Genomic DNA, 26,503 nt, shown 5'->3' with positions numbered 1-26,503 from the left:
GGGCGCCACGAGGGTGGCGCCCGGCCGAGGCCGGCTCCGGGGGATATGGGCGGATGTGGAAGGGGCTGGCCGGACTCAACCGGCCGGCGGCGGCGCGGTCGAGCCGCGCAGGACCAGTTCCGGTTCGAAGAGCAGCTCACCGGGGTGCGACCGGGTCCCCTGGAGCTGGGCGCACAGCAGCTCGACCGCCGCGCGGCCCATCGCCTCGATGGGCTGCCGGACGGTGGACAGCGGCGGCTCGGTGCAGTTCATGAAGGCGGAGTCGTCGAACCCCACGACCGAGACGTCCGCCGGGACGGAGAGCCCGCGCCTGCGCACGGCCCTGATGGCACCGAGGGCGAGCGGGTCGCTCGCGCACACGATGCCGGTGACGCCCGCGTCCAGCAGGCGGGCGGCCGCGGCCTGTCCCCCTTCGAGCGAGAACATCGACCGCACGACGGACTCCTCGGGCAGCTCCGCGCCCGTGGCCCGCGCCACCGCCCGGGCGGCCTCCAGCTTGCGGCGCGAGGGAACGTGGTCGCTGGGGCCGAGGATCAGGCCGATCCGCTCGTGCCCCAGCGAGGCCAGGTGCCGCCACGCCTGCTCGACCGCGACGGCGTCGTCGCAGGCGACACAGGGGAAGTCGAGGCCCTCGATCGAGGCGTTGATGAGCACCACGGGGATGTCCCGCTCGGCGAGCTGCCGGTAGTGGTCGTGCGGGGCGTCGGCCTGCGCGAACAGGCCACCGGCGAAGACCACGCCGGACACCTGCTGCTGGAGCAGGAGGTCCACGTAGTCGGCCTCGGACACGCCGCCCTTGGTCTGCGTGCACAGCACCGGGGTCAGCCCCTGCTGGGCCAGCGCCCCTCCGATGACCTCCGCGAAGGCCGGGAAGATCGGGTTCTGAAGCTCCGGCAGCACCAGGCCGACGAGCCGGGCGCGCTCTCCGCGCAACTGGGTGGGCCGCTCGTACCCGAGCACGTCGAGGGCCGTGAGGACGGCCTGGCGGGTCGACTCGGACACCCCGGGCTTGCCATTGAGGACACGACTGACCGTCGCCTCGCTGACCCCCACCTTCTTAGCCACCTGAGCAAGTCGTCGCGTCATGTACGCAAGGCTAGCGCAATTCTCGCAAGCGGATTGCGGCCGGGGTGCTGGGATCGAGGGAGGCCGCGCTCCCAGCGGAGCGTGAGTATGCCGGACAACACCGAGGGATCGGACGGGCGGAGCCGTGCAAAATCCACGCAGGACTTGCAAAGATCAGTGCCCGCGGACCCGGAGCCGCCTCGCCCTCACGGCGGGACGGCCCGAAGGCCGGTCCCGCGGCGGTGTCACGCCCGCTGTGCCACGACGGCCACCGGGCACTGGGCGTGGTGCAGCAGCGAGTGGGCCGTGCGGCCGAGCTGGAGGCCGAAGGGCCCGGTCCTGTGCCGCGCCCCGACGACCACCAGGTCCGCGGCGGCCGAACGGTGCACGAGCACCCGGTGCGCCGGACCCTCGGCCGCCGCGGGGCGCACCCGTACCGCCGGATGGGCGGCGATCGCCTCGCTCAGCGATTCCTCCAGTTCGGCGGCCGCCCGGCCCTCGGGCGCGTGGGCCGCTTCCCCGGCCGCTGTGGCGCCGCCGGCCGTCCTGAGGACGGGCCGGCGCCAGGCCCGTACGACGTCGAGGACGCAGCCGCGTGCCTCGGCCTCCCGGAAGGCGAACCGCACGGCCTCGTCGCATGTGCCGGTCTCGCCGGCGCCGAACAGGATCCGCTCGTGGGTGCCGGCCAGGCCGGCGGCGTCACCGCGCACCACGACCACCGGGCACTGGGCCCGGCCCGCCACGGCCAGACCGACGGAGCCGAGGAGCAGCCCCTTCAGCTCGCCGCGCCCACGGGATCCGGTGATCAGCACGGAGGCGTGGTTGCCCTCGCTCAGCAGGCCGGTCACCGCGTCCTCGGGGAGGATGTCGGTGGTCACCTTCACATCGGGGCCGCGCCGCCGGGCCCGCTGCGCCGCGGAGGCGATCAGCTGCTCCGCCCTGACCTGCTCCCAGGGACGGTCGGCGCCGCCCGCCGGGGCGGCGCCCTCGTAGCGCTCCCAGAGCGAGGCGTACACCAGCCGTAGCGGCAGACCGTGCCGGACGGCCTCGTCCACCGCCCAGTCGACCGCCGTCAGACTCGCCTCGGACCCGTCGACGCCCACGACCAGGGGCAGTTCCATCGTCTCCACCGCCTTTCACCGGTCCGCCTCGTCGTTCACATCGTTCGGCAGGAGGTCCCGCTGCCACCGTCGCATCCCGCACGCCCCGGCGCGAGGGCGGTCCGCCTCCGTCCCGGGGACCTACGGCCCGTCGGCGCCGTCCGGACCGAGCGGTCTTGGCGTCGGGGCGGTCCGTGTGGTGTCCTGAAAGCGGCGGGAAGGATCGCCGGAAAGACGCGGAGAAGCGGCTCCGGCCGCGCACCGCGCAATCAGGATCCGCGAGAAGCGGATGGTCCTTCCCGTCCTTTGGTGTCGTCCTCTGGCGACGTCCTTTCCCGTCGTTCTTTCGCGTAGTTCTTTCGCCGCGTCCTCCCGCATCGGCCTTGCGTGTCGGGGCTCCCCGCCGCCTGGGCCGGAGGTCCCCGAAGCGGGTCCGGTCGGCCCATGGCACCGCGGCCTGCCCCGGCGGAGCCTGAAAGCAGCAGACCCACGGCCTCGTCCGACGGGAACGAAGGGAGCCGGTGCGATGACCTCCACCATTACTCTGGCCACGGCACTGCCGGCCGGGCACCGCGAACGGCTCATGGACGTGGGCCGCGAGGTGTGCTTCGACGTCGGCAGCCGCCTGTTCGAGGAGGGCCGGCACGCCGACCGGTTCTGGATCGTCAGGACCGGGACGGTCGCCCTCGACCTGCATGTCCCCGGGCGCCGCCCCGCCGTCATCGAGTCCGTCGGACATGGGGAACTGCTCGGCTGGTCCTGGCACTTCCCGCCCTACGTGTGGCAACTGGGTGCCGAGGCCATGAGCCCGGTCCGGGCCCACGAGTTCGACGCCGACGCCGTGCGGATGCTGTGCGCCGGGGATCCCGAGTTGGGACGCGCGGTCGCCGTCTGGGTCGGGAAGGTGGTCGCGCACCGGCTGCAATCGGCCCGTGTCCGGCTCCTCGACCTCTACGCCCCGTACGGCAGCGGCACCAGGTGACGAGCGCGGCCTCCGGGCCGCGCGGCCACCGTACCTGCGCATCGTCGGCCCGCTTCACGCCGCTGCGCCGGCTGTCCGAGCCGCGCGACGCTCGCCGTGCCCGAGTGACAGGGCGATGCGACCCTGGGGCATGGCCCACACGAAGGCGGCGAAGCTGCCGCGCAAGAGGTACGAGAAGGAACTGCTGCGCCTTCAGACGGAGTTGGTGCAGGTCCAGGAGTGGGTACGGGCGACCGGTGCCCGGCTGGTGGTGGTGTTCGAGGGGCGGGACGCGGCCGGCAAGGGCGGCACGATCAAGCGGGTGACCGAGCACCTCAATCCGCGCGTCGCCCGGATCGCGGCGCTGCCCAAGCCGACCGAGCGCGAGCGCACCCAGTGGTACTTCCAGCGGTACGCCGAGCAGCTGCCGGCCGCCGGGGAGATCGTGCTCTTCGACCGGTCCTGGTACAACCGGGCCGGGGTCGAGCACGTGATGGGCTTCTGCACCGAGGAGGAGTACCGGCGGTTCCTGCGCCAGTGCCCGGTCTTCGAGCGGTTGCTCGTGGAGGACGGGATCCTGCTGCGCAAGTACTGGTTCTCGGTGAGCGACGACGTACAGGAGGAGCGGTTCCGGCGCCGTCTGGAGGACCCGCTGCGGCGGTGGAAGCTGTCGCCGATGGACCTGGAGTCGATCACCCGCTGGGAGGCGTACTCACGGGCCAAGGACGAGATGATGGCGCACACCGACATCGCCGAGTCGCCCTGGTTCGTCGTGGAGAGCGACGACAAGCGCCGCGCCCGGCTGAACATGATGGCTCACCTGCTGAGCACCCTGCCGTACCACGACGTCTCGCCGCCCGTGCCGGAACTGCCGCCGCGGCCGGAGCCGACCGGGTACGAGCGTCCGCCGCGCGATCTGCGGACCTACGTCCCCGATCACGCGGCGGACCTGTGAGCGGACGGCACTCCCACCGCGGTCAGGGGCCGGACGGGGTGCCGGCGTCGCTCACCGGCGCTTGCCAGACCAGCCTGGTTCCCCCGCCGTCGGGGGTGGTCCACTCCAGGTCGCCGCCCAGAGCGCGGGCCCTCTCGGCCATGTTGGCCAGGCCGCTGCGGCGGCCCTCGGCGGGAATGCCCACACCGTTGTCCGCGACGGTGAGCCGCACCGTCCTGCCGTCCGTCTCCAGCGCCACCTCGACCCGGTCGGCGTGCGCGTGCCGGGCGACGTTCGTCAACGACTCCGACAGCACCGCCACCACATGGTCCGCAACCTCCCTGGGCACATGAGTGTCCAGCAGACCCTCCATCCGCACACTCGGCGCGAACCCCATCACCCGCGCGGCCTCGGCGACCACCCGCACCGCACGCGCCCGCAGACCCGGAGCCGCCTCACCCTCACGCGTCCGCAGACCGAAGATCGTCGACCTGATGATCTTTATGGTCTCGTCGAGGTCGTCGACGGCCCGCAGCACCCGTTCCTTGGCACTGGCGTGGTCGATGAACCGGCCCGCGCTCTGCAAGGTCATCCCCGTGGCGAACAGCCGCTGTATGGCGAGGTCGTGCAGGTCCCGCGCGATCCGGTCGCGGTCCTCCAGCAGCGTGATCTGCTCCGCGTCCTGGCGCCGCTCGGTCAGCTCCATGGCGAGGGCGGCCTGCGCGGCGAAGGCCTTGAGCAGTTCCAGCTCGGTGTCGGAGAAGTTCCCGGCCCCCGTCTCGCGGACGAGCAGCACCACTCCGCGCGCCTGGCCGCCTGTGCCCACGGGCACGGCGACGGCCGGGCCGAGGCCGGAGAACCGCGGCGGTCCGGCCGTGACACGTGCGTCGTGCGCGATGTCCGGGCTGCTCACGGGTGTGCCGCTCGTGAACGCCTCCCCCGTGAGGGTGCCGTCGACGGGCAGCACCAGCCCACGATGGGCCTCCGCCTGCCGGCCGATGGCCAGTTCCACGGTGAGCGTGTCGGTGTCCTTGACGGGGGTGGACATCGCGGCGAGCGCCGAGCCGGTGATCTCGCGGGCGCGTTCCGCGATCAGCTTGAGCACCTCCGCCTGGGCGGCCCCGGACATCAGACTGTGGGTGATCTCCGCGTTCACCTCCAGCCAGCGCTCACGCAGCCGGGACTCCTCGTACAACCGGGCGTTGTCGATCGCCACACCCGCCGCCACCGCCAGCGTGGACAGAACCGACTCGTCCTCCTCGTCGAACTCCGCCCCGCCCCGCTTCTCCGTCAGATAGAGATTCCCGAACACCTGATCACGCACCCGGATCGGAACCCCCAGGAACGTGTTCATCGGGGGATGATGCGCCGGGAAACCGTACGACGACGGATGCTCGGACAGCCTCGCCAGCCGCAGCGGCTCCGGATGCCGGATCAGCTCACCCAGAATCCCGTGCCCCTCCGGGAACGGACCGATCCGGGCGATGAGGTCCTCGCTCACGCCGACGGTGTGGAAGGCGGACAGCCGCCTGCCGTCGGGGCCGATCACGCCCAGCGCCGCGTACTCGGCGTCGACGAGAGTGGCCGCCGCCTCCACGATGCTGCGCAGGACCTGCTCCAGGTCCAGCTCCCGGCCGACGGAGAGCACCGCCTCCAGCAGGCTGTGCACGCGGTCCCGGGTGCCGCGGGCCGCGTCCAGGCGCGCCTGGAGCTCCTCCAGCAGCTCGTCGAGCCGCAGCTGCGGCAGCCGCACCCGGGCGTCCTCGGCCTCCTCGGAGCCTCCCACCGCTCTTCCTCCAAGCCCCTGTGACGTGCTGAAAGGCGTTCCGCTCAGCCGTCACAGTAGTCGCTGCGACCCGGGCCCGGCACGGATGCGCCGCCGCGGCGGCGCGATCCGGGCGAAACAGCGTCACGGGACCGGCCCGTCCGGCCGCCCCGTTCATCGGCCGCCTCAGCCGTCCCAGGTCCAGTCGGCGACCTCCGGCAGGTCCACGCCGTGCTCGCGGATCCACGCCTGGTGGCGCAGCCGGGTGTCCTCCATGCGCTGACGTACGGCGGCGGCTCGGACGGCGAGGCCGGGGACGCGGTCGATGACGTCCATGACCAGGCGGTAGCGGTCGAGGTCGTTGCTGACCACCATGTCGAACGGGGTGGTGGTGGTGCCGATCTCCTTGTAGCCGCGGACGTGCAGGTGGTCGTGGCCGGTGCGGCGGTAGGCCAGTCGGTGGATGAGCCACGGGTAGCCGTGGTAGGCGAAGATCACCGGCTTGTCGGCGGTGAACAGCCCGTCGTACTCGAAGTCGGTCATGCCGTGCGGGTGCTCCTCGGCGGGCATCAGCCGGGCGATGTCGACGACGTTGACCACGCGCACGGCCAGCTCGGGCAGGTGCCGGCGCAGCAGCTGGGCGGCGGCCAGCACCTCCTGCGTGGGCACGTCGCCCGCGCAGGCCAGCACCACGTCGGGTTCGCGGCTGCCGTCCTCGGTGCCGGCCCAGTCCCACACCCCGGCGCCGCGCGCGCAGTGCACCGTCGCCTGGTCCATGGGCAGCCAGTCGAAGCAGGGCTGCTTCCCGGCGACGATCACGTTGACGTAGTCGCGGCTGCGCAGTGCGTGGTCGGCCACCGACAGCAGGGTGTTGGCGTCCGGCGGGAAGTAGACCCGCACGGCCTCGGGGCTCTTGTTGAGGATGTGGTCGACGAAGCCGGGGTCCTGGTGGGAGAAGCCGTTGTGGTCCTGGCGCCACACGTGCGAGGTCAGCAGGTAGTTGAGGGAGGCGATGGGGGCGCGCCAGGTCAGGCGGCGGGTGGTGCGCAGCCACTTGATGTGCTGGTTGACCATGGAGTCGACGATGTGCACGAAGGCCTCGTAGCAGGAGAACAGCCCGTGCCGGCCGGTGAGGAGGTAGCCCTCCAGCCAGCCCTGGCAGGTGTGCTCGGACAGGATCTCCATCACCCGGCCGTGCGGGTCGAGGTTCTCGTCGACGGGCAGGGTCTCGGCCTGCCAGGCCTTGCCGCTGGCGCCGTAGACGGCCTCGAGGCGGTTGGAGGCGGTCTCGTCGGGGCCGACGAGACGGAAGTCGCGCCGGCCGGCGGTGGCCGCCATTACGTCCTCGAGCAGGTCGCCGAGGACGCGGGTGGGCTCGTGCAGGGTGGCGCCGGGCTTGTCGACCTCGACGGCGTGCTTCTCCAGCGGCGGCAGTGGCAGCTCGCGCAGCAGCAGTCCGCCGTTGGCGTGCGGGGTGGCGCCGAGCCGGCGGGCGCCCGCCGGGACGCAGGCGAGGACGTCGGGGCGGGGGGCGCCGTGCTCGTCGAACAGTTCCTCGGGCCGGTAGGAGCGCAGCCATGCCTCCAGTTGCCGCAGGTGCTCGGGGTTGTCGCGGACGGCGGCGAGCGGGACCTGGTGGGCGCGCCAGGTGCCCTCCACGGGCAGGCCGTCGACCTCGGCAGGGCCGGTCCAGCCCTTCGGGGTGCGCAGCACGATCATCGGCCAGCGGGGCCGGTCGGTGACGCCGTCCTCGCGGGCGGCGCGCTGGATCGCGGCGACGCGGTCGGCGGCGGTGTCCAGGGCGGCGGCCAGGGCGCGGTGGACGGTTGCCGGGTCGTCGCCGGTGACGTGAAGGGGGTCGTGGCCGTAGCCCCTCAGCAGGTCGTCGAGTTCCGCTTCGGGGAGCCGGGCCAGGATCGTCGGGTTGGCGATCTTGTAGCCGTTCAGGTGCAGGATCGGCAGGACCGCTCCGTCGTGGACCGGGTCGAGGAACTTGTCGGAGTGCCAGGACGCGGCCAGCGGGCCGGTCTCCGCCTCGCCGTCGCCGATCACGCACGCGACCAGCAGATCGGGGTTGTCGAACGCGGCACCGTAGGCGTGGGAGAGCGCGTAGCCGAGCTCGCCGCCCTCGTGGATCGAGCCCGGCGTCTCGGGGGCGACGTGGCTGGGCACACCGCCGGGGAAGGAGAACTGCTTGAACAGCCGGGCCATGCCGACCGCGTCCCGGGTGACGTCCGGGTATGTCTCGGTGTACGAGCCCTCCAGCCAGGAGTTGGCCAGCACCGCGGGGCCGCCGTGACCGGGGCCCCAGATGCACAGGGTGTTCAGGTCGCGGGTCTTGACGATCCGGTTGAGGTGGGTGTGGACCAGGTTGAGGCCGGGCGAGGTGCCCCAGTGGCCCAGCAACCGCGGTTTGACGTGCTCCGGGCGCAGCGGCTCGGTCAGCAGGGGGTTGGCCATGAGGTAGATCTGGCCGACGGAGAGGTAGTTCGCGGCGCGCCAGTGGGCGTCCAGCGTCGCGAGCTCCTCGTCCGTGAGCCCGGCGGGGGCCTGCCGCGTCTCGACGGACATCAGGGATCCTTCCTGGTCGACGTGCTCGGGAACAGCGGTGGGGCTGCCGCACCTGGGTGCCGGCGGCACACCACTTCCACCCTCCGGTGGCCGCCCGGGTACCCGGCAGGGCCGTTCGGGTCACGCCCGGGGGCCGGACGTCGCCGATGCGTGACCGCCTCCGCCGGCCCTTGACACGGCATCAGGCGTCCGCCACCGTGGAACCGCTCCCACGCTCGACACCCGCACCGCGTTCCCCCACCTCGAGCACGCGGAGCGAGCGAGCAGCCATGCTCCGGGGCCGTCGCGCCTTCCCCCGGCATGTGTCTCCCGGCCGTTCACACCAGTACGGTCGGCACGCCCGGGACACCGCCGTATGACAGGCCGGGCGTGCCGCCGGCCCGACCCGGGCGGGAGCGGCACTCACGCCGTGAGGCGTTGCCCGGTGGACACCACCTCGTCCGGCCGCGACATGGACACGACCTGTTCGGACGCGATCCGGGCCGTCACAGGTCGGCGGCGCGCCGCCTGGTTCCGGCCCCCCGACACCGAGGAAGGAAGACCCGCATGTTCCGATCGAAACGAGGCACGACCGCCGGTCCGTTACCCCGCCGATGGGTCGGTGCGCTGGTCGCGGCCGTTCTGACGGCCCTGTGCCTCGGCGCGACGGGCCGGTCCTCCGCCGCCGCGGCCTACCCCGGCCCCGGCGCGGTCAGCGGTGACACCGGTGTTCACGACCCGTCCACGGTCAAGCGGCCGAACGGCGGCTACCTGGTCGCCTACACCGGCGACAACATCGGCCTGAAGTACTCCCCGGACCGCACCGCGTTCCACAACACCGGCGTGGCCTTCCCCGGCGGCGCCTCCTGGACCTACGGCTACACCGGCAACTCGCGCAGCCTGTGGGCGCCGGACCTCTCCTACCACAACGGCCAGTACTACATGTACTACGCCGCCTCCACCTTCGGCTCCAACCACTCCGCGATCTTCCTGGCCACCAGCCCCAGCGGCGACCCCGGCACCTGGACCAACCGCGGCCTGGTCATCGCCTCCCAGACCTCCGACAACTACAACGCCATCGATCCCAACCTCGTCGTCGACGCGCAGGGCCGCTGGTGGCTGGACTTCGGCTCCTTCTGGTCCGGCATCAAAATGGTCGCCATCGATCCCTCCACGGGTCTGCGCGCCGACACCACCGTCCGCTCCGTCGCCGGCCGCGGCGGCGGCCCCATAGAGGCCCCGTACATCTTCCGCCACGGCGACTACTACTACCTCTACGTGTCGTTCGACTACTGCTGCCGCGGCGCGCAGAGCACCTACCGCATCATGGTCGGCCGTTCCACGTCCGTCACCGGCCCCTACTACGACCGCAACGGCGTCGCCATGACCTCCGGCGGCGGCACCGAGATCCTCGCGAGCCACGGCGGCATCCACGGCCCCGGCGGCCAGGGCGTCTTCGCCGACACCGACCACGACATCCTCGACTACCACTACTACGCCGACAACGGCACCCCGCTGCTGGGGATCAACTGGCTCGGCTACGACTCCGCGGGCTGGCCCTACGTCTTCTGACCGCCGACGGCCAGGGGTGGCGAGGGGCACGGCCCGGTGATTTGCTCGTTATGTCCGTGATGGGGGCCCCTCGCCGACAAGGACTCCGCGTGACCGCCGCACACCGCGCATCCACGTCCGGCATGGCCGGCGGGTTCGGGCTGGACGATGCCGTGATCGGAGTGCTGTTCCGGCAGTCGCCGACCGGCCTGCACATCTACGACGCGCAACTGCGACTGGTCCGGGTCAACACCGGGGCCCGGTTCATCCACGAGTTCCCGGTCGACCGCATGCTGGGGCGCCCGATGCTCGACGTGCTGCGGACCTACCGGGCCGACGAGCCGGAGGGCGTCGAAGAGACGGCGCGCGAAGTGCTGGAGACCGGCGTCCCCGCTCTCGACGTGCAGTTCCGGGTGCGGAGCCCGGAAGACCCCGTGCGGGAGCATGTGAGCTCCGCGTCCTTCTTCCAGCTGCGACAGGCCGACGGAACGGTGCAGGGCCTGGCCTCCATCGTCACGGACGTCACCGAGCGGGTCCGGGCCGAAGGCCGGCTCCGCCTGCTGAACCGGGCCACCGCAGGCGTCGGCAGGACTCTGGACGTGTTCCGCACCGCGCGGGAACTGTGCGACATCGTGGTCCCGGAGCTGGCCGACGTGGTGACCGTGGACGTGCTCGACTCCGTGCTGCGGGGTGACGCGCCCGCCGTCGGCACCGTGGACGTCAGACTGCCGCTGCGCCGCGCGGCCTCCCGGGCAGTGGGCGACGCGGACAGCCGGCACGGCCCACCGGCCGGCGCCGCCCTGAAGATCTGCGCCCCTTGCCGCCGAGACGTCCTGCCGGTCCTGGAGCCCGAGCTGGTCCCGGTCCTGCGTCCGGGCCACCCGGGAGACACCGCGCTGATCGCGGCCGGGGTGCACTCCATGATCACGGTGCCGTTGCGCGCCCGGGGGGTCGTGCTCGGCCTGGTCTCCCTGTACCGCTCGCACAACCCCGTACCGTTCGACCGGGACGATCTGGGACTCGCCGAGCAGCTGGCGGCCGGGACGGCCCTGTGTCTGGACAACGCCCGCCTGTACCACCGGGAGCGCTCGGTCGCCCGCATCGTCCAGCGCAATCTGCGGCAGCCCGCGTCGCGGTGTCACGCGGCCGTGGACACCGCCCACGTGTACGTTCCCGCGGGCGCCGGAGGCGGCTGGTTCGACGTCATCCCGCTCTCGGGCTCGCGTGTCGCCCTGGCGGCCGGGGACACGACCGGCCGGCTCGTCGACGCCGCGGCGGCCATGGGGGAACTGCGCGCCGCCGTCACCGCCCTCTCCGAGCTCGACCTGCCGCCGGACGAGATCCTCGCCCGCCTGCACGATCTGGCCAGCCGGTTCGCCCGCGCCCCACGCGGTCCTGACCCCGAGGAGTCGACCGACCAGACCTGGCCGGCCACGTGTGTGTACGCCGTCTACGATCCGGTCACCAGGAGCTGCTCCATGGCCGCCGCCGGGCACCCACCGCCGGCCCTGGTCCTGCCCGACGGCGGCGTCGAACTGATCGAGATCACACCGGGACCGCCCCTGGGCCAGGGCGTCGGCGAGTACGCCGTCACCGAACGCACCCTGCCCGTGGGCAGCATCCTCGCCTTCTACAACCCCGCCCTGCTCCCGGACGGCGCCGGTGCGGCACGACCGCGGCACATCCCGCTGCACGAGCTGCGCCGCGTGGTGGCGGCCCACTCCTCGCTCCGGGCCAGGTGCGACGCACTCGCCGACACCCTGCTCCCGGAGCAGCCGCCGCAGGACGCCGTCCTGCTGCTCGCCCGCACCCGCGCGCTCGACGCGAACCGTACGGCGTCGTGGACCCTCCCCAATGACCCCCGGGTGGTCAACGACGCCCGGAGAAGAGTCGCCGGCCGGCTCTCCGAGTGGGGCCTGGACGACCTCGAGGACGACACCGCCCTCGTCGTCAGCGAACTGGTGACCAACGCCGTCCGCTACGCCAAGGGCCCCATCGAGCTCCGCCTGGTCCGCGACCAGACGCTCACCTGCGAGGTCACCGACGACAGCAGCACCGCGCCGCAGCTGCGCCGTGCCGTGGTCGGCGACGAGGGCGGCCGCGGGCTGTTCATCACCGCGCAGCTCACCGAACGCTGGGGTGTCCGGCCCACCCGGCGCGGAAAGACCGTCTGGGCCGAACTCCGCCCGGCGGCGGACTGAACGCGGCGGACCCGTATCACCGGTCGCGCGGCAGGCCGCGCAGCGTGGGCAGCAACGCCAGGGCCACCCGCAGATCCAGAGTGTCCGAGTCGATGCCGCGACCGAGGATCTGCTTGGCCTGCTGGACCCGATAGGTCACCGTGTTCGGGTGGATCACGAGCCGCTCCGCGGTCCGGGTACGGCTGCAGTTCTCGTCGAGATAGCAGGCGAGCGTGGTCGACAGGCGGAGGGTGTTCTCGTCGTCGGCGGCGAGGCGCCCGAGCACGCGGACGACGAAGGTGCGGGCCTGCTCCGGGTCCACGGTGCCGAGCGCGGCGACGGCCACATCCCGGTACCGGGTGACGGGCGTGGCGCGGGGTTCGGCCAGCATGACCACCCGGCGGGCGTGGGTGGCCTCGATGTGCGTGCGGCGGAAGCCGTCCAGCCCCTGCGCCGGGTCGCCGACCACGACCCGTACCCCGGCGGGCACGGGGAGCCGCGCCGGGTCGAGCTCCGCCTCGCTGAACGGCGTCGTACGGCTCAGCCACGCGGCGTACGTCTGCGGACCGAGCCCGTGCGTCAGCGTGGCGTCCGCGCCGACGGCCTGGCCGGCGGCGGCCACCACCCGCTCCACGGCGGACACCGCCCGAGGGTCGGACGTGGTCTCCACCCCCCAGGCGACCAGGCCGAGGTGGTGGCGGTTGAGCTCGTAGCGCAGCCTCGTCGTCGCCCGCTTCTGGTCACGTTCGCGTCCGGCGAGAATGGCCGCGATCGCCTCCGCGCGGGCCGCGGCGGCGCTCCGCAGCCACGCCTCCCGCTCCGCCGTGTACTGGCGTTCCGTCTGGGTGACCGTCACGTCGACGTACGCGAACAGCCAGCCCGAGGCGAGATCGAGGGCCGCCGCCTGCTCGGCCGCGCCCAGGGCCTGCCTGGTGATCCGGTCGAACAGCCACTGCCACATCATCTCGTGGCCGAGCCGGTAGGAGCGCAGTACCACCGCCAGGGCCAGCTGCCGGTGCACCACCGACCGTGTCGCCTCGACCGTGGACGCCGGCAGGTCGACCAGGCGTGGGTCGTCGCCCCGCTCCAGCATCCGCGCGATCAGCAGGAAGTGTGCCTCGTTGCTCTTGACGCTCTCGGCGACCGACTCGGCGTCCGGGAACCACGCGGGCTCCTCGGCCCGCAAGGCCTCGGTGGCCCGCGCCGCGAGCGCCCCCGCTTCCGTGGCCAGCTCCGCCGCGACCGGCCGCAGCACCTTCCGCCAGGCCTTCTGAGCAGCTGGCTTGCGCGCAGGCGCCCATCCGGTCTCCACGCGGCGAGTCTATCGAGGCCGTCTCCCGCGGGCGATCGGTCGATTGTGGCCGGGCGACAAGATCCGCGGCAGAGTTGTCAGGTCGGCACAAGCCCGCGCGGGGCCGCGCCGCATAGCGTCCGCGCATGCCCTCACCACGCATCAAGACCTCGGATCTGAGCGGTCGCTCCGTGGTCGTCACCGGGGCCGGCAGCGGCATCGGCCGGGAGCTGGCCCTGCTGTCCGCCCGCCGGGGTGCCGATCTCGCCCTGTGCGACATCGACGAGCAGGGGCTGGCGGAGACCTCCGCCGGCATCCGGGCCATGGGTCGCGCGGTCCTCACCCGGCGGGTCGACGTGTCCCGGGCCGCGGACACGGAGGCCTTCGCGGCAGCCGTCCACGACCGCTTCGGCGTCGCGGACCTGCTGGTCAACAACGCGGGCGTCGGACTGCTCGGCGGATTCCTCGACACCGGTCCCGAGGACTGGGACCGGCTGGTGTCGATCAATCTGATGGGTGTCGTGCACGGCTGCTCGGCATTCCTTCCCGCCATGGTCGAACGAGGCAGGGGCGGCCATGTCGTCAACCTCTCCTCCGCCGCCGGTGTCCTCGCCAACCCGCGGCTGTCGGCGTACAGCGCCACGAAGTTCGCGGTGTTCGGCCTCTCGGAGACGCTGCGCCTTGAGCTCCGCCCGCACGGGATAGGCGTGACCGCGGTCTGCCCCGGCGTGATCGACACCAACATCACCAGGACGACCCCGATCCGCGGCGGCGGCGACCACGACCGGCGCCGCGAGCACCTTTCCGCGCTGTACCGCAAGCGCGGCTACACGGCGGAGCGCGCCGCCCGCAACATCCTGCGTGCCGTGGACCGGGACAAGCCCGTGGCCCCGATCGCCGCCGAGGCCCATCTCGGCTACTGGCTGTCGCGCGCGGTGCCACCGGCCGGCCGCTGGTTCTCCGCCCGCCTCGCCGCGATGGCCGACTAGCGGCATCCCGGCACCACACCCCACCAGCACGATCAACCGACGGCGAACGCCCCGAGAGGTCCGACCCCATGTCCAAGGAACACTTCACTGACCAGGAGCTGGCCGAGGTCAAGGCGGCCCAGCGGCTGGCCTACGACGCGGTGGCCGCCGTGGAGGCACAGCTCTACGAGGGAATCACCGAGAAGCAGGCCGCCAAGGCCATCGAGGACTGGCTGCGCGCACACGGAGTGACCCGCTTCTTCCACTACGGCTTCGCCTGGTTCGGGGACCGCACCCGGTTCAAGAACTTCGAGAGGCCGCAGGGCGGGGCGCTCTCCAGTCTGCTCAACCCGAAGGTCGCCCACTTCGGCAGGCAGTTCCAGCCCACCGACCGCCCGCTGCGCCGCGGTGACGCGGTCATCCTCGACGTCGGCCCCGTGGTGGGCGGCTTCGCCTGCGACATGGGGTACTCGTGCAGCCTCGGGGGCGAGGACGACGAGGAGTTCCACGCCGCCCGGATGGCGCTGGAGCCGCACCGGGCGCTCATCCTCGACCTGGTCAGGCAGGGCGCCCCGCAGTCCCGGATCTACCGGGAGGTCGACAGGCTCATCGCCGACCAGGGCTACGAGAACATCCACAGCTACTACCCCGGGTCGGTCATCGCCCACAAGGTCGGCAAGGTGCCCGGTACCCGGCTGCCCACCTTCCGGGTGCAGGGGTTCAGCCCGCAGGCCCTCGCCTACCTGGGCGGGCACCTGCTCGAGTCCGCGATCCGGCCCCGTCTGAACCGCACCCCGCTGTGGGGCGAGACCTCCGACCAGCCCTGCGAGCCCGGTCTGTGGGCCGTCGAACCGCACCTCGGCAGGGGCGAGATCGGCGCCAAGTGGGAGGAGTTGCTCGTGGTCACCGAGGACGACGCCTACTGGCTCGACGACGACCTGCCCCACATCCGCTACTGGCAGCGGCACCGCGCCGCCTGACCTGCGACGACACACCCACTCACGCATCCCAGAACCTGAGAGAAACCCTATGACCGACGCGCAGCACGAGACCGCCACAGACCTCGCCGACCTGGCCGACCTGGCCGACCTGGCCGCGGAGACGTACGTCTTCGCCTACCCGCTGGTCCTCATGGAGCTGACGAAGCGGCAGATGACGTCCAGGTACGCCCCGGAGGTGGGACATGCTCCCATCAACACCTTCGCGCACGCCCCGGCGTTCCCGGACGCGGCCTTCGAGTCGGTGGTCAGCCCCAACGTCGACACCCTGTACTCGGTCGCCTGGCTCGACCTGTCGGCGGGCCCGGTGCAACTGTCCGTCCCGGACACGGACGGCCGCTACTACATGCTCGAGCTGCTCGACGCGTGGACCGACGTCTTCGCCTGCCCCGGCACCCGCACCACCGGCAACGGCGCCGGGGAATTCGCCCTGGTGGGTCCCGGCTGGGAGGGCGAACTGCCGGACGGCGTCCAGCGCATCGACGCCCCGACCGCCACGGTCTGGTGCATCGGCCGGACCTACACCGACACAGTGGCCGACTACCCGGCCGTCCACGCGGTCCAGGCCGGCTACCGGCTGACCCCGCTCGGTGACGCCACGGCCGCGACGAAGCCCGGGCCCGGCCCCGTGGACGCCGTGACGGCACCCGTCGACCAGGTCGCCGCGCTCGACGCCGCCACCTTCTTCGCGATGACCGCCCATCTGCTGGCGACCAACCCGGAGCGGGCCGCGGACGCCCCGATGACCGAGGCGCTGGAGCGGCTCGGCGTCATCGCCGGACGGCCGTTCGAGTGGGACGCCCTCGCCCCTCAGGAGCAGAAGGAGATCGCCCGCGGAGCGGCCGAGGGGCTGAAGCGCGTCGAGGAGCGGGGGCGCTGGCCGCGCGCCGAGTTCCACGACGGCTGGCTCACCGCGTACGACCTGGGCGAGTACGGCACGGACTACCTGCACCGGGCCTCGGTCGCCTGGGTCGGCCTGGGCGCGAACCTCCCGGCCGACGCGCTGTATCCCCTGTGCCGGGTGGACGCCGACCGCGAACCGCTGCACGGCAGCCACTGCTACACCCTCCACTTCGCGGCCGACGCCCTGCCCCCCGCCGACGCCTTCTGGTCGCTGACCATGTACAACGACCGGCAGTTCTTCGTGGACAACCCCCTGAACCGCTATGCCATCGGCGACCGGGACGCCCTGGAGTCCAACCCGGACGGCTCCCTGACCCTGCTCATCCAGCACGCGTCCCCGGGCGAGGGCCGCGAGGCCAACTGGCTGCCCGCGCCGGAAGGCCCGTTCAACCTGATCATGCGCCTCTACCTCCCCCGCCCGGAGGCCCTCGACGGCAGCTGGCGCATGCCCGGCGTCCGCCGCGCCGGCTGATCCCGCACCCGCAGCAGACCCAGCAACCGTGTCCGGCCCCCACGGGCCGGACCACACCTCACGGAGGTACCCCCTTGGGCTCGCCATCGTTGTGCCCGGGACGGGGGCCGGGCGTCGATGCTTCCGGCCCGTCCACGCCCCCGGTCTCCCGCCGCTACGCGTGGTACGTCTTCGCGCTCGCCTTCGGGCTGGCGCTCACGGACTACATCGACCGCCAGATCATCGTCTCCGCCTTCCCGTTCCTGAAAGACCAGTGGGGGCTCTCGGACACCCAGCTGGGCGCCCTGGTCTCCGTCGTCTCGGTGACCGTGGGCCTCGGCGCGCTGCCGCTCGCCCGCCTGGCGGACCGCTGGAGCCGGGCGAAGTCGATCGCCTTGATGGGCGTCGTCTGGAGCCTGGCCGCGTTCGGCTGCGCGCTCACCGGCAACTACGCCCAGATGGTCGCCGCCCGGGCGGCCGTCGGAGTCGGTGAGGCGGGCTACGGCCCGGCGGGCGGTGCCCTGCTCGCCGGCCTGTTCCCGCAGCGGAGGCGCTCCACGGTGGCGGGCGCCTTCCTGTCCGCGGGCCCCATAGGCGCGGTGTTCGGTGTCTTCCTGGGCGGCTTGATGGTCGGTCACCTCGGCTGGCGTGTCACCCTCGGCGTGTTCGCCGTACCGGGCGTGGTACTGGCGCTGCTGTTCCTCAAGGTGCGCGAGCGCCCCGCCCCCGGCACCGGGACGGCCACCACCGCCCGGAAGGTCCCGGCGCCCCCGGTCGGGGCGCGCGCCGTCATGGCCGAACTCTTCCGCTCCCGCACCGCCGTCCCGGTCTACCTCGCCAGCGCCCTGCAACTGGCGGTGCTCTCCACGCTCTTCGCCTGGCTGCCCAGCTACCTCACCCGGGCCTACGACTACTCCGACGCCCGGGCCGGCGCGGTGTCCGCCGTGGCGATCCTCGCCAGCGCCGTCGGCACCTTCGTGCTCGGCGGCCTCGCGGACCGCGCGAGCGCGACGCGCGCCCGGAACAAGCTCCTCTTCCCCGCCGCCTTCGCCCTGGTCGCCGTGGCGCTGCTGACTCCCGCCTTCGGGGCAGTGCCCACCGGGCCGGTGCAGCTGTGTCTGATCGTCGCCGGCACCTTCGCGGTGACCTCTGCCGTCGGCCCGGTCCCGGCCGTGGTGATGGACATCGTGGACTCCTCGGTCCGGGCCACCGCCCTCGGCATGCTGGTCCTGATGCAGAACCTGTTCGGCCTGGCCCTGGGCCCCCTGCTCACCGGCCGGCTCTCGGACGCGTACGGCCTGCCGGCCGCCCTCACCCTGATGCCCCTGTTCTGCGCGGGCTCCGCCGCCGCCCTCTGGTACGCCTCGCGGACCTACGAGCAGGACCTGCACGCGCAGGCCCGACGGGACGCGTTGCCCGCCGACGCCCTGTGAACCGGCCTTCCGACGACACCCTCTCCAGGAGAACCGATGCTCAACCTCGTCGCCATGCTCGAGGACAGCGCACGCGCCGTGCCCGACCGCACCGCCGTGGTCCTCGGCGACCGGCAGCTGACCTACGCGGAGCTCGACGCGTCCGCCTGCCGCGTGGCCAACCTGCTGCGCTCCAGGGGCATCGAGCCCGGCGACAAGGTCGCGCTCTCCTGCCCGAACGTGCCCTGGTTCCCCGTCGTCTACTACGGCATCCTCAAGGCCGGGGCGGTCGTCGTCCCGCTCAACGTGCTGCTGAAGAGCCGCGAGATCGCCTACCATCTGACCGACTCCGGCGCGAAGGCGTACTTCTGCTTCGAGGGCACGGCCGAACTCCCGATCGGGCAGGAGGGCTGGACCGGGTTCGCCGGGACCGAGGGCTGTGACCACTTCTTCCTGCTGACCGCCCACCCCACCGCCGACTCCCCGATCGCGGGCGCGCAGACCGCGACCGCCGCCCTGGCCGACCAGGACACGGAGTTCGCCGGCGTACCCACCGAGCCCGGCGACACCGCGGTCGTCCTCTACACCTCCGGCACCACCGGCCGGCCCAAGGGCGCGGAGCTCACCCACGCCAACATGACGCTGAACGCGCTCACCTGTCACAAGCTGTTCGGCGAAGTCGAGCACGACGTCCACCTGGTCGCGCTGCCGCTGTTCCACTCCTTCGGCCAGACGGTGCAGATGAACGCCGGGCTGGCCAGTCGGTCGACCCTGGTCCTGCTGCCGCGCTTCGACGCCGCCTCCGCTCTCGACCTGATGCGGCGCCACGCGGTCACCTTCTTCGCCGGTGTCCCGACGATGTACTGGGCCCTGCTCGGCGAGGCGGCCTCGGACGGTGCCGGCACCGAGGACCGCTGCTCCGGCGCCGGCGACGGCGTGGCGCGGATCGCCGAGAACCTGCGCATGGCCGCCTCCGGTGGCGCCGCGCTGCCGCTGGAGATCCACCGCCGCTTCGCGGAGCGTTTCGGCGTCACGATCCAGGAAGGCTACGGGCTGTCGGAGACCAGCCCGGTCGCCACGTTCACGCCGGTCGGTGCACAGGTGCGCCCCGGCTCGATCGGCCGGCCGGTCTGGGGTGTGGAGGTGCGGCTGGTCACCGAGGACTGGACCCCTGTCAAGGGCGCGGACGCGGTCGGTGAGATCGCCGTGCGCGGGCACAACGTCATGAAGGGCTACCACAACCGCCCGGAGGCCACCGCCGAGGTCATGCGTGACGGCTGGTTCCGCACCGGTGACCTGGCCCGCCGGGACGAGGACGGCTGGCTCTACATCGTGGACCGCGCCAAGGACATGATCATCCGCGGTGGGTTCAACGTGTACCCCCGGGAGATCGAGGAGGTCCTGCACACCCACCCGGCGGTGAGCATGGCCGCCGTCATCGGGGTGCCGCACGACAGTCACGGCGAGGAGGTCAAGGCCTGCGTCGTCCTCAACCCCGGCGCCGTCCTGACCGAGGACGAGCTCATCGCCTGGTGCAAGGAGACGATGGCGGGCTACAAGTACCCGCGCCGGGTGGAGTTCCTGGACGCCCTTCCCATGAACGCGACCGGGAAGATCCTCAAGCGGCAGTTGCGGAACGCTCCGTAGTCGGTGCCGCACTCGGGGGCCGGCCGGGGCCCGGCCGATCGTGCCGTCGCCCGTTCGGAGGACAACCGGTCGCCGGGACCCGGGCAGCGGCAGAGGCTGGACGGAACCTGTCCGCCGCCGTTCGCCTCGGCATCGCGATGCCGGCTGCGGCCCCGTCGGGAAGCAGTGGTGCTGATGAGGCTTGTCGTCGATCTGAACCGGTGCCAGGGGTTCGCGCAGTGCGCGTTCCTCGCCCCCGATGTCTTCACCCTGCACGGCAGCGAGGCACTGTTGTTCGATCCACAGTTCGACGCGTCCCAGCGGGAGAACGTGCGGCGGGCCGCGGCGGCGTGTCCGGTGCAGGCGATCCTGGTCGACTGGTCCGACGAACCGACCGCGGGGGTGGCGTCCCGTGTCGGCTGAGACGGATGCCCGCGGCTTCCGGCAGGACGGCCGCATCGTCGTCGTCGGCGCCTCCCTGGCCGGGCTGCGGGCCGCCGAGGCACTGCGGGAGGGGGGCTTCACCGGGTCGCTGACCATGGTCGGCGACGAACCGTACGAGCCGTACGACCGGCCGCCGCTGTCGAAGCAGGTGCTTCTGGGCCGGGTGCCGCCGGAGGGCGCCCTGCCGCGGCGACGGCAGATCGACGCCGAGTGGCGGTTGGGGGTGGCGGCGACGGGCCTGGACCGCGTCGAGCAGAACGTACGCCTCGCGGACGGCACGGAGCTTCCCTACGACCGGCTGCTGATCACCACCGGGGTTCGTGCGCGGCCCTGGATCCACCCGGAGGAAGCCGACCTCGACGGCGTCTTCGTGCTGCGCACCCGCGACGACTCGGTCCGGCTGATGCGGAAGCTGGCCTCGGGGACGCGCCGGATCCTGGTCATCGGTGCCGGGTTCACCGGCTCCGAGATCGCCTCCGCCTGTCGTGAGCGGGGACTGGAGGTCACGGTCGCCGAACGCGGCCCGGCGCCGCTGGTGGGCGCGCTGGGCGGGGTCATCGGTGAGGTGGCCGCCGGGCTTCAGCGGGAGCACGGGGTCGATCTCCGCTGCGGGATCACGGTCACCTCGCTGGAGGGCGACGCGGCGGGGCGGCTGCGGTGCGCGCATCTGTCGGACGGCACGGTGATCGAGGTCGATGTGGCGATGGTGTCCCTGGGGGCGACCCGCAACACCGACTGGCTCGCCGGCTCCGGGCTGGCGGCCGGTCCGCGGGGGATCGCCTGCGACGCGGGGTGCCGGGCCTTCGACGTCAACGGCATCGTCACCGACGACATCTACGCGGCCGGCGATGTGGCCCGCTGCCCGCATCCCCTCTTCGGCTACCAGTTCCTGTCGCTGGAGCACTGGGGCAACGCGGTGGAACAGGCCGAGATCGCCGCGCACAACATGATCTGCGCGCGTACCGAGCGCCGGCCGCATCTGTGGCTGCCGATGTTCTGGTCCTCCCAGTTCGGCGTCAACATCAAGTCGGTGGGCGTGCCCTCGCTGGGCGACGAGCTGATCATCGCCCAGGGAGACCTGGCCGAACGGAAGTTCGTCGCGGTCTACGGGCACCAGGGGCGCGTCGTCGCCGCGGTCTCCTTCGACGGCGGCAGGTGGCTGGAGTTCTATCGCCACCAGATCGAAGCCGCCGCACCCTTCCCGCCCGACTACGTCACGGTCGACCAGCACGCGGCGGCGCTCAAGGCGATCGACCCCGAGTTCCCCGACCCCGCCCTGCCGAGCCACGGCCCCACCGTCACCCTGTCCGGCCACTCGCCGAGCGAACGCCGCGTGGGCTTCGTCCCCGCACGCGCCTGACCACCCCGGGAGCGCCCGATGTCCGCCGCCACCGCCACCAAGCCTACGCAGTTCACCGACTACGCCCACCGGGCCGACCCGTATCCGCTGTACGCCGCGCTCCGCGAGGCGGGGCCGGTCGTACGCCAGGACGACGGAAGCTACCTCGTCACCACCTACTACGACATCCGCACCCTCGCCAACGACCCGCGGCTCAGCGCCGACCCTCGCAGCCTCACCCCCGGGACGGGAGGAGCGCTGGCGCAGGAGGAGGAGTCGAACCTGCGGCGCAGTTTCATCCGGCTGGACCCGCCGGAGCACGCCCGGCTGCGCGACGTGGCCATGGAACCGTTCGGCCCCCCGCACAGCCCGCGGTTCATCCACGACATGCGCACCGACCTCACCCGGATCATCACCGGACTGCTGGACGCCTTCGAGGGCAAGGACCAGGTCGACATCGTCGACGAGTTCGCCTACCAGCTCCCCGTCGCCGCCATCTGCAAGATCCTCGGCGTGCCGCACGAGGACGAGGGGCGCTTCCACGTCTGGGTGGAGAAGGTGGTCGACAGCCTCGACGCCGGCCCGGGCGAGGACGGCGCGCAACGCGCTCGCGAGGGCGACAGCGCCCGGCAGGAACTGGCCGTGTACCTCGCCGAACTGATCGAGGACAAGAAGCGCCATCCCGGTGAGGGCATGCTCGGCACGCTCGCCCCCCAGACGGGCCCCGGCGGACGCATGTCGCCCGCGGAACTGGTCAGCACCGCCGCCCTCCTGCTGCTGGCCGGCCACGAGACCACCGTCAACCTGATCAGCAACGCGACGCTCACCCTGCTGCGCCATCCCGACGTTCTGCAGCGGTTCCGCGCCGAACCCGGCCTGGCCGTACCCCTGGTCGAGGAAGTGCTGCGCTACGAGCCACCGGTTCAGTTCCTGCCGTTCTTCGCCGCCCTGGACGACATCGACGTCGCGGACACCGTCATCCCCAAGGGCTCACCCGTCTCGCTCCTGCTCGCCTCGGGCAATCGCGACCCGCGGCGCTTCGAGGACCCCGACCGCTTCGTCCCCGACCGCACCGACAACCAGCACCTGAGCTTCTACACCGGCATCCACTACTGCTTCGGCGCGGCCCTGGCCCGTTTGGAGGCCCAGATCGCGCTCACCGAACTCTTCCGCCGCGTCGACGGCCCCCGGCTCGTGGAGGACCCCCCGCCCTACCGCCAGAGCCCCGTACTGCGCGGTCCCCGCCACCTGCCCCTGGCCCTCCGGGGAGTCACGCCCTGAGCGGCTTCCCGGCACCTCGCCGGCCGGGGCATGGGGGGCGAGGCGCCCCCCGGTGTTATTGAATGAGATGTGCGGTCAGGGATCTCGGGGCCCGCCGCACGGGTCCGAGTACGGCCCCGGCGCTGCGCCGGGGATTGCTGAGAGAGCCGCATGGACTCCACACCCTCGCCCTCGTCCTCTTCGGCGTTCGACCTGGTCAGCAGCGCCCTGGGACGCTACCTCCCGCGCGGCGGAGTGACAGCGGCCCCCGGCCGCGCCGACGCGCAGGCGCAGGAGCAGGCGCAGGGCGATCGCACCACCCGCCCACGCCCGCCCGACGACCCGGAAGCCGGCCCTCAGGATCAGATTCTCGGCGCGGTCAACCTGGACCGGGAGCTGAGAGTCACCCGCTGCAACCTGGAGGCCCCCGTGTTCGAGGGCCTGGACGCCCTGCCCGGGGACCCCTTCGTCGATCTTCTGCCCCCGGGGGACGTACCGACGGTCACACGGCGGCTGCGGCAGGTCCTGGAGACCGGTGAGGCGCACGTCGCCCGGATCCAGCGCCTGCGCCGCGGCGACGGGTCGGAGCTGGTGGTCTCGATGAGCATCCTGCCCGCCGCGGTGCCCCAGGAGGGCCTGACCGTCTCCGTGATCGCCATGGCCAGGAGGCTGCACCTGTACGCCGCGGAGACCGCGATCGGCACCTCGCTGGACATCGGCGAGACCGCGCAGTCGCTGGCGCAGTCCCTGCTGGCCTGGGGAGAGGTCGCCGCCGTCGACCTCGACTTCGCCGTGTGGACGGGCGAGGGAGTCACCGACCAGCCGCACGGCCGCATCCGGCTGCGTCGGGCGGCGCTGGTGCCGGACCGCGCATGGCCCGAGGGCTACGTGACGCCGGGCGACGATCTTCCCGGCGACGCGAGTCGCCTGCTGGCGCAGGCGGTACGGCGGGACGACGCCCCGCAGGCCATCGTCATACCCGACCGGGAGGCGGTCGAGCGGGTGCTCGGCAGCCCGCGTGTGATGCGTGCCCTGGTGCCCGGTGACCGTTCGGCGGGTGTGGCCTGCATACCGCTGGTCCTGGACGGACCGCCGCCGGTCGTGCTGGGCGTGGCGGAGATCTGGCGGCGGGCGGACCGCCCCTTCCGCGACGGCGAGCTGTTCGACCTCCAGGAGCTGGTCGCCAGGACCGCCCATCACGTCGACCTGGCCCGTCAGCACCAGCGCGAGCACACACAGGTGCTGGCGTTGCAGCGCCGGCTGCTGCCCCGCACCGGCGGCGACACCATCGAGATCGCCAGCGTCTACCATCCCGCCACGCCGGACAGCGCGGGCGTCGGCGGCGACTGGGTGAACAGCTTCCCGCTGCCGGACGGCCGGACCGCGCTGGTGGTCGGTGATGTCGTCGGGCACGGTCTGGGAGCCGCGGCGACCATGGGCCAGCTGAGCATGGAGGCCCGAGCGCTGCTGTCCGCGGGGCTCGCGCCCAGCGAGGTGCTGGAGCATCTGGACGCGACCGTGACGCTGCTGGACGACGCGGAGTCCGGGCTGGCGGCCGGCTACAGCGCCCTCGGGTCGACCTGCTGCATCGCCCTCTACGACCCGGTCACCCACCATGTGGCGCTGTCCAGCGCCGGGCACCTTCCCCCGGTCCTGGTCTCCCCGGACGGGCGCGCGGGTCCGCTCGAGGTCCGCCCTCACCCCGGTCTGGGCGCCGAGTTCGCGCTGCGGGAGCCGTTCGACGTGCACACGTTCGGCGCGCCCCCGGGCTCGCTGCTCGCCCTCTACACCGACGGCCTGGTGGAGGATCCGGCCGTGCCGATCGACGAGGGCATCGGCAGGCTGGCGGACGCCGTGTCCACCGTGCACCCCTGGGACGCCCTCCAGCAGGCCGCACGGCACGTCGTCTCCACGCTGGCACCCGCTCCTCAGCGCGACGACGTGACCCTGCTGCTCGCGCGGATGATCGGCTACCGCAAGGGGGACACCTCGACCTGGCGGCTGCCCGCCCGCGACGACGCCCCCGCCCGTGCCCGCGCGCAGGTGTCCGCGCTGCTGCGGCAGTGGCGCACCAGGGACGACACCCGGGACACCGTGCTGCTGCTGGTCAGCGAGCTGGTCACGAACGCGGTGCGGTTCGCCACCGGCCCCATCACCGTACGGCTGATCAGGGCCGGTCACGGCCTGCTGTGCGAGGTGGGCGACACCGGCAACGGCAGGCCGCGGGTGAGCCGGGGCGACCTCCTCGACGACGGCGGTCGTGGCCTGAACGTCGTGCACGGGCTCACCACCCGGTGGGGCGTTCGGTGGACGGACACCGGCAAGGTGGTCTGGGCGGAAGTCGCGAGGTGAAGCGACCGCCGGGCAGGGTCACGGCGGCCCTGTCCGTCACGCGCGCCGCGCTCGCCACCGACGGTACGGACGGTGCCGTACGCGTTACGTGGCGCGACGTGACCGGCGAGACGCCCCCCTACAGCCACTCCCCGTCCAGGGCGGTGGCGGTGAGGCCCGGCGCCGCCGCGTACAGGACGGCGCGACTGCCCGGCTTCTGCCCGGCGTCGTGCGCCCGCCGCATGATGTCGAACACGGCGGCGCCTCCGCGGTTGCCGGTGGTGTAGCTGTCCCGGCTGTGGTCGAGCAGCCCCGACGGCCAGGCGTCGGGCATCGTCTGCTCCATGTACTCCAGCACCCGGGTCCCGCCGGGGTGTGCGAGCAGCACGTCGGGGTGCCAGGCGTCGGGGTGGTCCTGGTAACGGACGCGCAGCCACTCCCACATCGCGGTGACCGTCTCCTGCACGGCGCGCGGCCCGCGCCGGTCCATCACGAAGTGGGTGCCGTCCGCCCGCGTGTCCAGACGGTGCAGGTCGTGGGTGCCGGGCAGGGTGTGGTGCCAGGCGGCGTCCAGCCGCAGCACCGACTCGGGCCGCGGACGCCCCGTGACCACCGCGGCCACCGCGGTGTCCGCGAACAGCAGCCGGACGATCAGGGACTCGAGGGTGTCGTCCGCGGGCTGGTAGGTCGTGCTCAGCGCCTCCGCGATCACGACCAGGACCACCCGGTCGGGGTCCGCGGCCACGAGCTCCGCCGCCAGCGCCAGGGAGCGGGTCCCCGCGATACAGGCCCACTGCGTGGCCGGCAGCAGCATCGCGTCGCCGCGGAGCCGAAGCCTGTTGGCCAGGGCGATGTCCAGACCCGGCAGCGCCGGGGTGGTGGAGTTGCTCGTGATCAGGCAGTCGACGTCCGCGGCGTCCAGCCCGGCGATCTGCAGGGCCCCGCGCGCCGCACGCTCCCCGTACGACTGCACGGCCTCCCAGGCGGGGGCGGTGCGCTCCTGGACGGTCTGCGGCGTGGGTATCGCCTCGAGGGCGGCGATCACACGGTCCACGTCCTGCTGCGTGAAACCGTCGCGTGCCAGCGCCTCTTGGGCCGCCCCCGTGCCGACCGCCCGCAGCGCGCCGCCGCTGCCGGGCGCCACGGCGGCCTCCAGCGGCAGCATCCACCCCCGGGTCTCGATGCCCGTACTGGCCGCGATGCCGTCGATCCGCGGCGCCCACACGGCGTTCGGATGCCGATCGCGCACCTCCGCCACGATCTGGCTGGTCTCCACGGCGTGCTCGCCGTGTATCACGGCAGGAGGACAGAGGTAAGCGGCCATAATGCGGCACCTTTCCGGGGGAACAAGCGGGAATGTCACGAGTGCTGTGT

The 26,503-nt window shown here is 72.7% G+C and carries 19 protein-coding genes; 13 read left to right on the top strand and 6 right to left on the bottom strand.

What is annotated here, in order from left to right:
- Positions 1 to 75: 75 nt before the first annotated feature.
- Entirely contained in the window at positions 76 to 1,086 is a 1,011-nt protein-coding gene (locus ABZ484_RS22100; protein WP_358867615.1) for a LacI family DNA-binding transcriptional regulator, read from the bottom strand.
- 224 nt (positions 1,087 to 1,310) lie between these two features.
- Positions 1,311 to 2,186, bottom strand: coding sequence for a universal stress protein (locus tag ABZ484_RS22095; RefSeq protein ID WP_358867614.1), 876 nt, complete (start codon positions 2,184 to 2,186; stop codon positions 1,311 to 1,313).
- A gap of 505 nt (positions 2,187 to 2,691) precedes the next feature.
- On the opposite strand from ABZ484_RS22095, the gene ABZ484_RS22090 reads away from it, so the two are divergent.
- Together ABZ484_RS22090 and ppk2 are read left to right on the top strand one after the other, a co-directional pair.
- A complete protein-coding gene (locus ABZ484_RS22090; RefSeq protein WP_358867613.1) occupies positions 2,692 to 3,147 on the top strand; it encodes a cyclic nucleotide-binding domain-containing protein in 456 nt (151 codons plus the stop codon).
- 130 nt (positions 3,148 to 3,277) lie between these two features.
- The gene (ppk2, locus tag ABZ484_RS22085) at positions 3,278 to 4,081 is read left to right on the top strand and encodes a polyphosphate kinase 2 (RefSeq protein ID WP_358867612.1); all 804 of its coding nucleotides are present in this window, start codon (positions 3,278 to 3,280) and stop codon (positions 4,079 to 4,081) included.
- A 22-nt stretch (positions 4,082 to 4,103) separates the two neighbouring features.
- Here the strand turns inward: ppk2 and ABZ484_RS22080 are convergent, their stop codons facing one another.
- Both ABZ484_RS22080 and ABZ484_RS22075 read right to left on the bottom strand, forming a co-directional pair.
- Positions 4,104 to 5,846 (bottom strand): GAF domain-containing sensor histidine kinase, encoded by a 1,743-nt coding sequence (locus tag ABZ484_RS22080; RefSeq protein WP_358867611.1) that lies wholly within the window; start codon positions 5,844 to 5,846, stop codon positions 4,104 to 4,106.
- A 165-nt stretch (positions 5,847 to 6,011) separates the two neighbouring features.
- Positions 6,012 to 8,396: a phosphoketolase family protein gene (locus ABZ484_RS22075; RefSeq protein ID WP_358867610.1), complete on the bottom strand. Its 2,385-nt coding sequence runs from the start codon at positions 8,394 to 8,396 to the stop codon at positions 6,012 to 6,014.
- Between the two features lie 546 nt (positions 8,397 to 8,942).
- Here ABZ484_RS22075 and ABZ484_RS22070 point away from each other — a divergent pair.
- Complete coding sequence (locus ABZ484_RS22070; protein WP_358867609.1) at positions 8,943 to 9,947, top strand: arabinan endo-1,5-alpha-L-arabinosidase; 1,005 nt, start codon at positions 8,943 to 8,945, stop codon at positions 9,945 to 9,947.
- Positions 9,948 to 10,036: 89 nt separating this feature from the next.
- A complete protein-coding gene (locus tag ABZ484_RS22065; RefSeq protein ID WP_358867608.1) occupies positions 10,037 to 12,127 on the top strand; it encodes a SpoIIE family protein phosphatase in 2,091 nt (696 codons plus the stop codon).
- A 16-nt stretch (positions 12,128 to 12,143) separates the two neighbouring features.
- On the opposite strand, the gene ABZ484_RS22060 is transcribed toward ABZ484_RS22065, so the two are convergent.
- Entirely contained in the window at positions 12,144 to 13,418 is a 1,275-nt protein-coding gene (locus tag ABZ484_RS22060; RefSeq protein WP_358867607.1) for a helix-turn-helix domain-containing protein, read from the bottom strand.
- 125 nt (positions 13,419 to 13,543) lie between these two features.
- Here ABZ484_RS22060 and ABZ484_RS22055 point away from each other — a divergent pair, with 125 nt between their 5' ends.
- The 9 genes from ABZ484_RS22055 to ABZ484_RS22015 all read left to right on the top strand — a co-directional run bounded on the left by ABZ484_RS22055 (position 13,544) and on the right by ABZ484_RS22015 (position 25,150).
- On the top strand, positions 13,544 to 14,386 hold the full coding sequence (locus ABZ484_RS22055; protein WP_358867606.1) for an SDR family NAD(P)-dependent oxidoreductase: 843 nt from the start codon (positions 13,544 to 13,546) through the stop codon (positions 14,384 to 14,386).
- Between the two features lie 68 nt (positions 14,387 to 14,454).
- Positions 14,455 to 15,345 (top strand): M24 family metallopeptidase, encoded by an 891-nt coding sequence (locus tag ABZ484_RS22050; protein WP_358867605.1) that lies wholly within the window; start codon positions 14,455 to 14,457, stop codon positions 15,343 to 15,345.
- A 49-nt stretch (positions 15,346 to 15,394) separates the two neighbouring features.
- A complete protein-coding gene (locus ABZ484_RS22045) occupies positions 15,395 to 16,738 on the top strand; it encodes a DUF1254 domain-containing protein (RefSeq protein WP_358867604.1) in 1,344 nt (447 codons plus the stop codon).
- A gap of 74 nt (positions 16,739 to 16,812) precedes the next feature.
- A complete protein-coding gene (locus tag ABZ484_RS22040; RefSeq protein ID WP_358867603.1) occupies positions 16,813 to 18,150 on the top strand; it encodes an MFS transporter in 1,338 nt (445 codons plus the stop codon).
- A 36-nt stretch (positions 18,151 to 18,186) separates the two neighbouring features.
- On the top strand, positions 18,187 to 19,776 hold the full coding sequence (locus ABZ484_RS22035) for a long-chain fatty acid--CoA ligase (RefSeq protein ID WP_358867602.1): 1,590 nt from the start codon (positions 18,187 to 18,189) through the stop codon (positions 19,774 to 19,776).
- A gap of 174 nt (positions 19,777 to 19,950) precedes the next feature.
- Positions 19,951 to 20,178 carry a ferredoxin gene (locus ABZ484_RS22030; protein ID WP_358867601.1) on the top strand — a complete coding sequence of 76 codons (228 nt, stop codon included), beginning with the start codon at positions 19,951 to 19,953 and terminating at the stop codon, positions 20,176 to 20,178.
- Positions 20,168 to 21,559, top strand: coding sequence for an FAD-dependent oxidoreductase (locus tag ABZ484_RS22025; protein ID WP_358867600.1), 1,392 nt, complete (start codon positions 20,168 to 20,170; stop codon positions 21,557 to 21,559). The genes ABZ484_RS22030 and ABZ484_RS22025 overlap by 11 nt, the downstream gene beginning before the upstream one ends.
- Before the next feature lie 18 nt (positions 21,560 to 21,577).
- Positions 21,578 to 22,819 (top strand): cytochrome P450, encoded by a 1,242-nt coding sequence (locus tag ABZ484_RS22020; RefSeq protein WP_358867599.1) that lies wholly within the window; start codon positions 21,578 to 21,580, stop codon positions 22,817 to 22,819.
- A gap of 150 nt (positions 22,820 to 22,969) precedes the next feature.
- Positions 22,970 to 25,150 (top strand): SpoIIE family protein phosphatase, encoded by a 2,181-nt coding sequence (locus tag ABZ484_RS22015; protein ID WP_358867598.1) that lies wholly within the window; start codon positions 22,970 to 22,972, stop codon positions 25,148 to 25,150.
- A 118-nt stretch (positions 25,151 to 25,268) separates the two neighbouring features.
- On the opposite strand, the gene ABZ484_RS22010 is transcribed toward ABZ484_RS22015, so the two are convergent.
- Positions 25,269 to 26,453 carry a type III polyketide synthase gene (locus ABZ484_RS22010; RefSeq protein WP_358867597.1) on the bottom strand — a complete coding sequence of 395 codons (1,185 nt, stop codon included), beginning with the start codon at positions 26,451 to 26,453 and terminating at the stop codon, positions 25,269 to 25,271.
- Between the last annotated feature and the right edge of the window lie 50 nt (positions 26,454 to 26,503).

The sequence above is a fragment of the Streptomyces sp. NPDC006393 genome (assembly GCF_040628575.1).
Taxonomy (GTDB): domain Bacteria; phylum Actinomycetota; class Actinomycetes; order Streptomycetales; family Streptomycetaceae; genus Streptomyces.
This window is presented reverse-complemented; position numbering and strand designations above follow the sequence as displayed.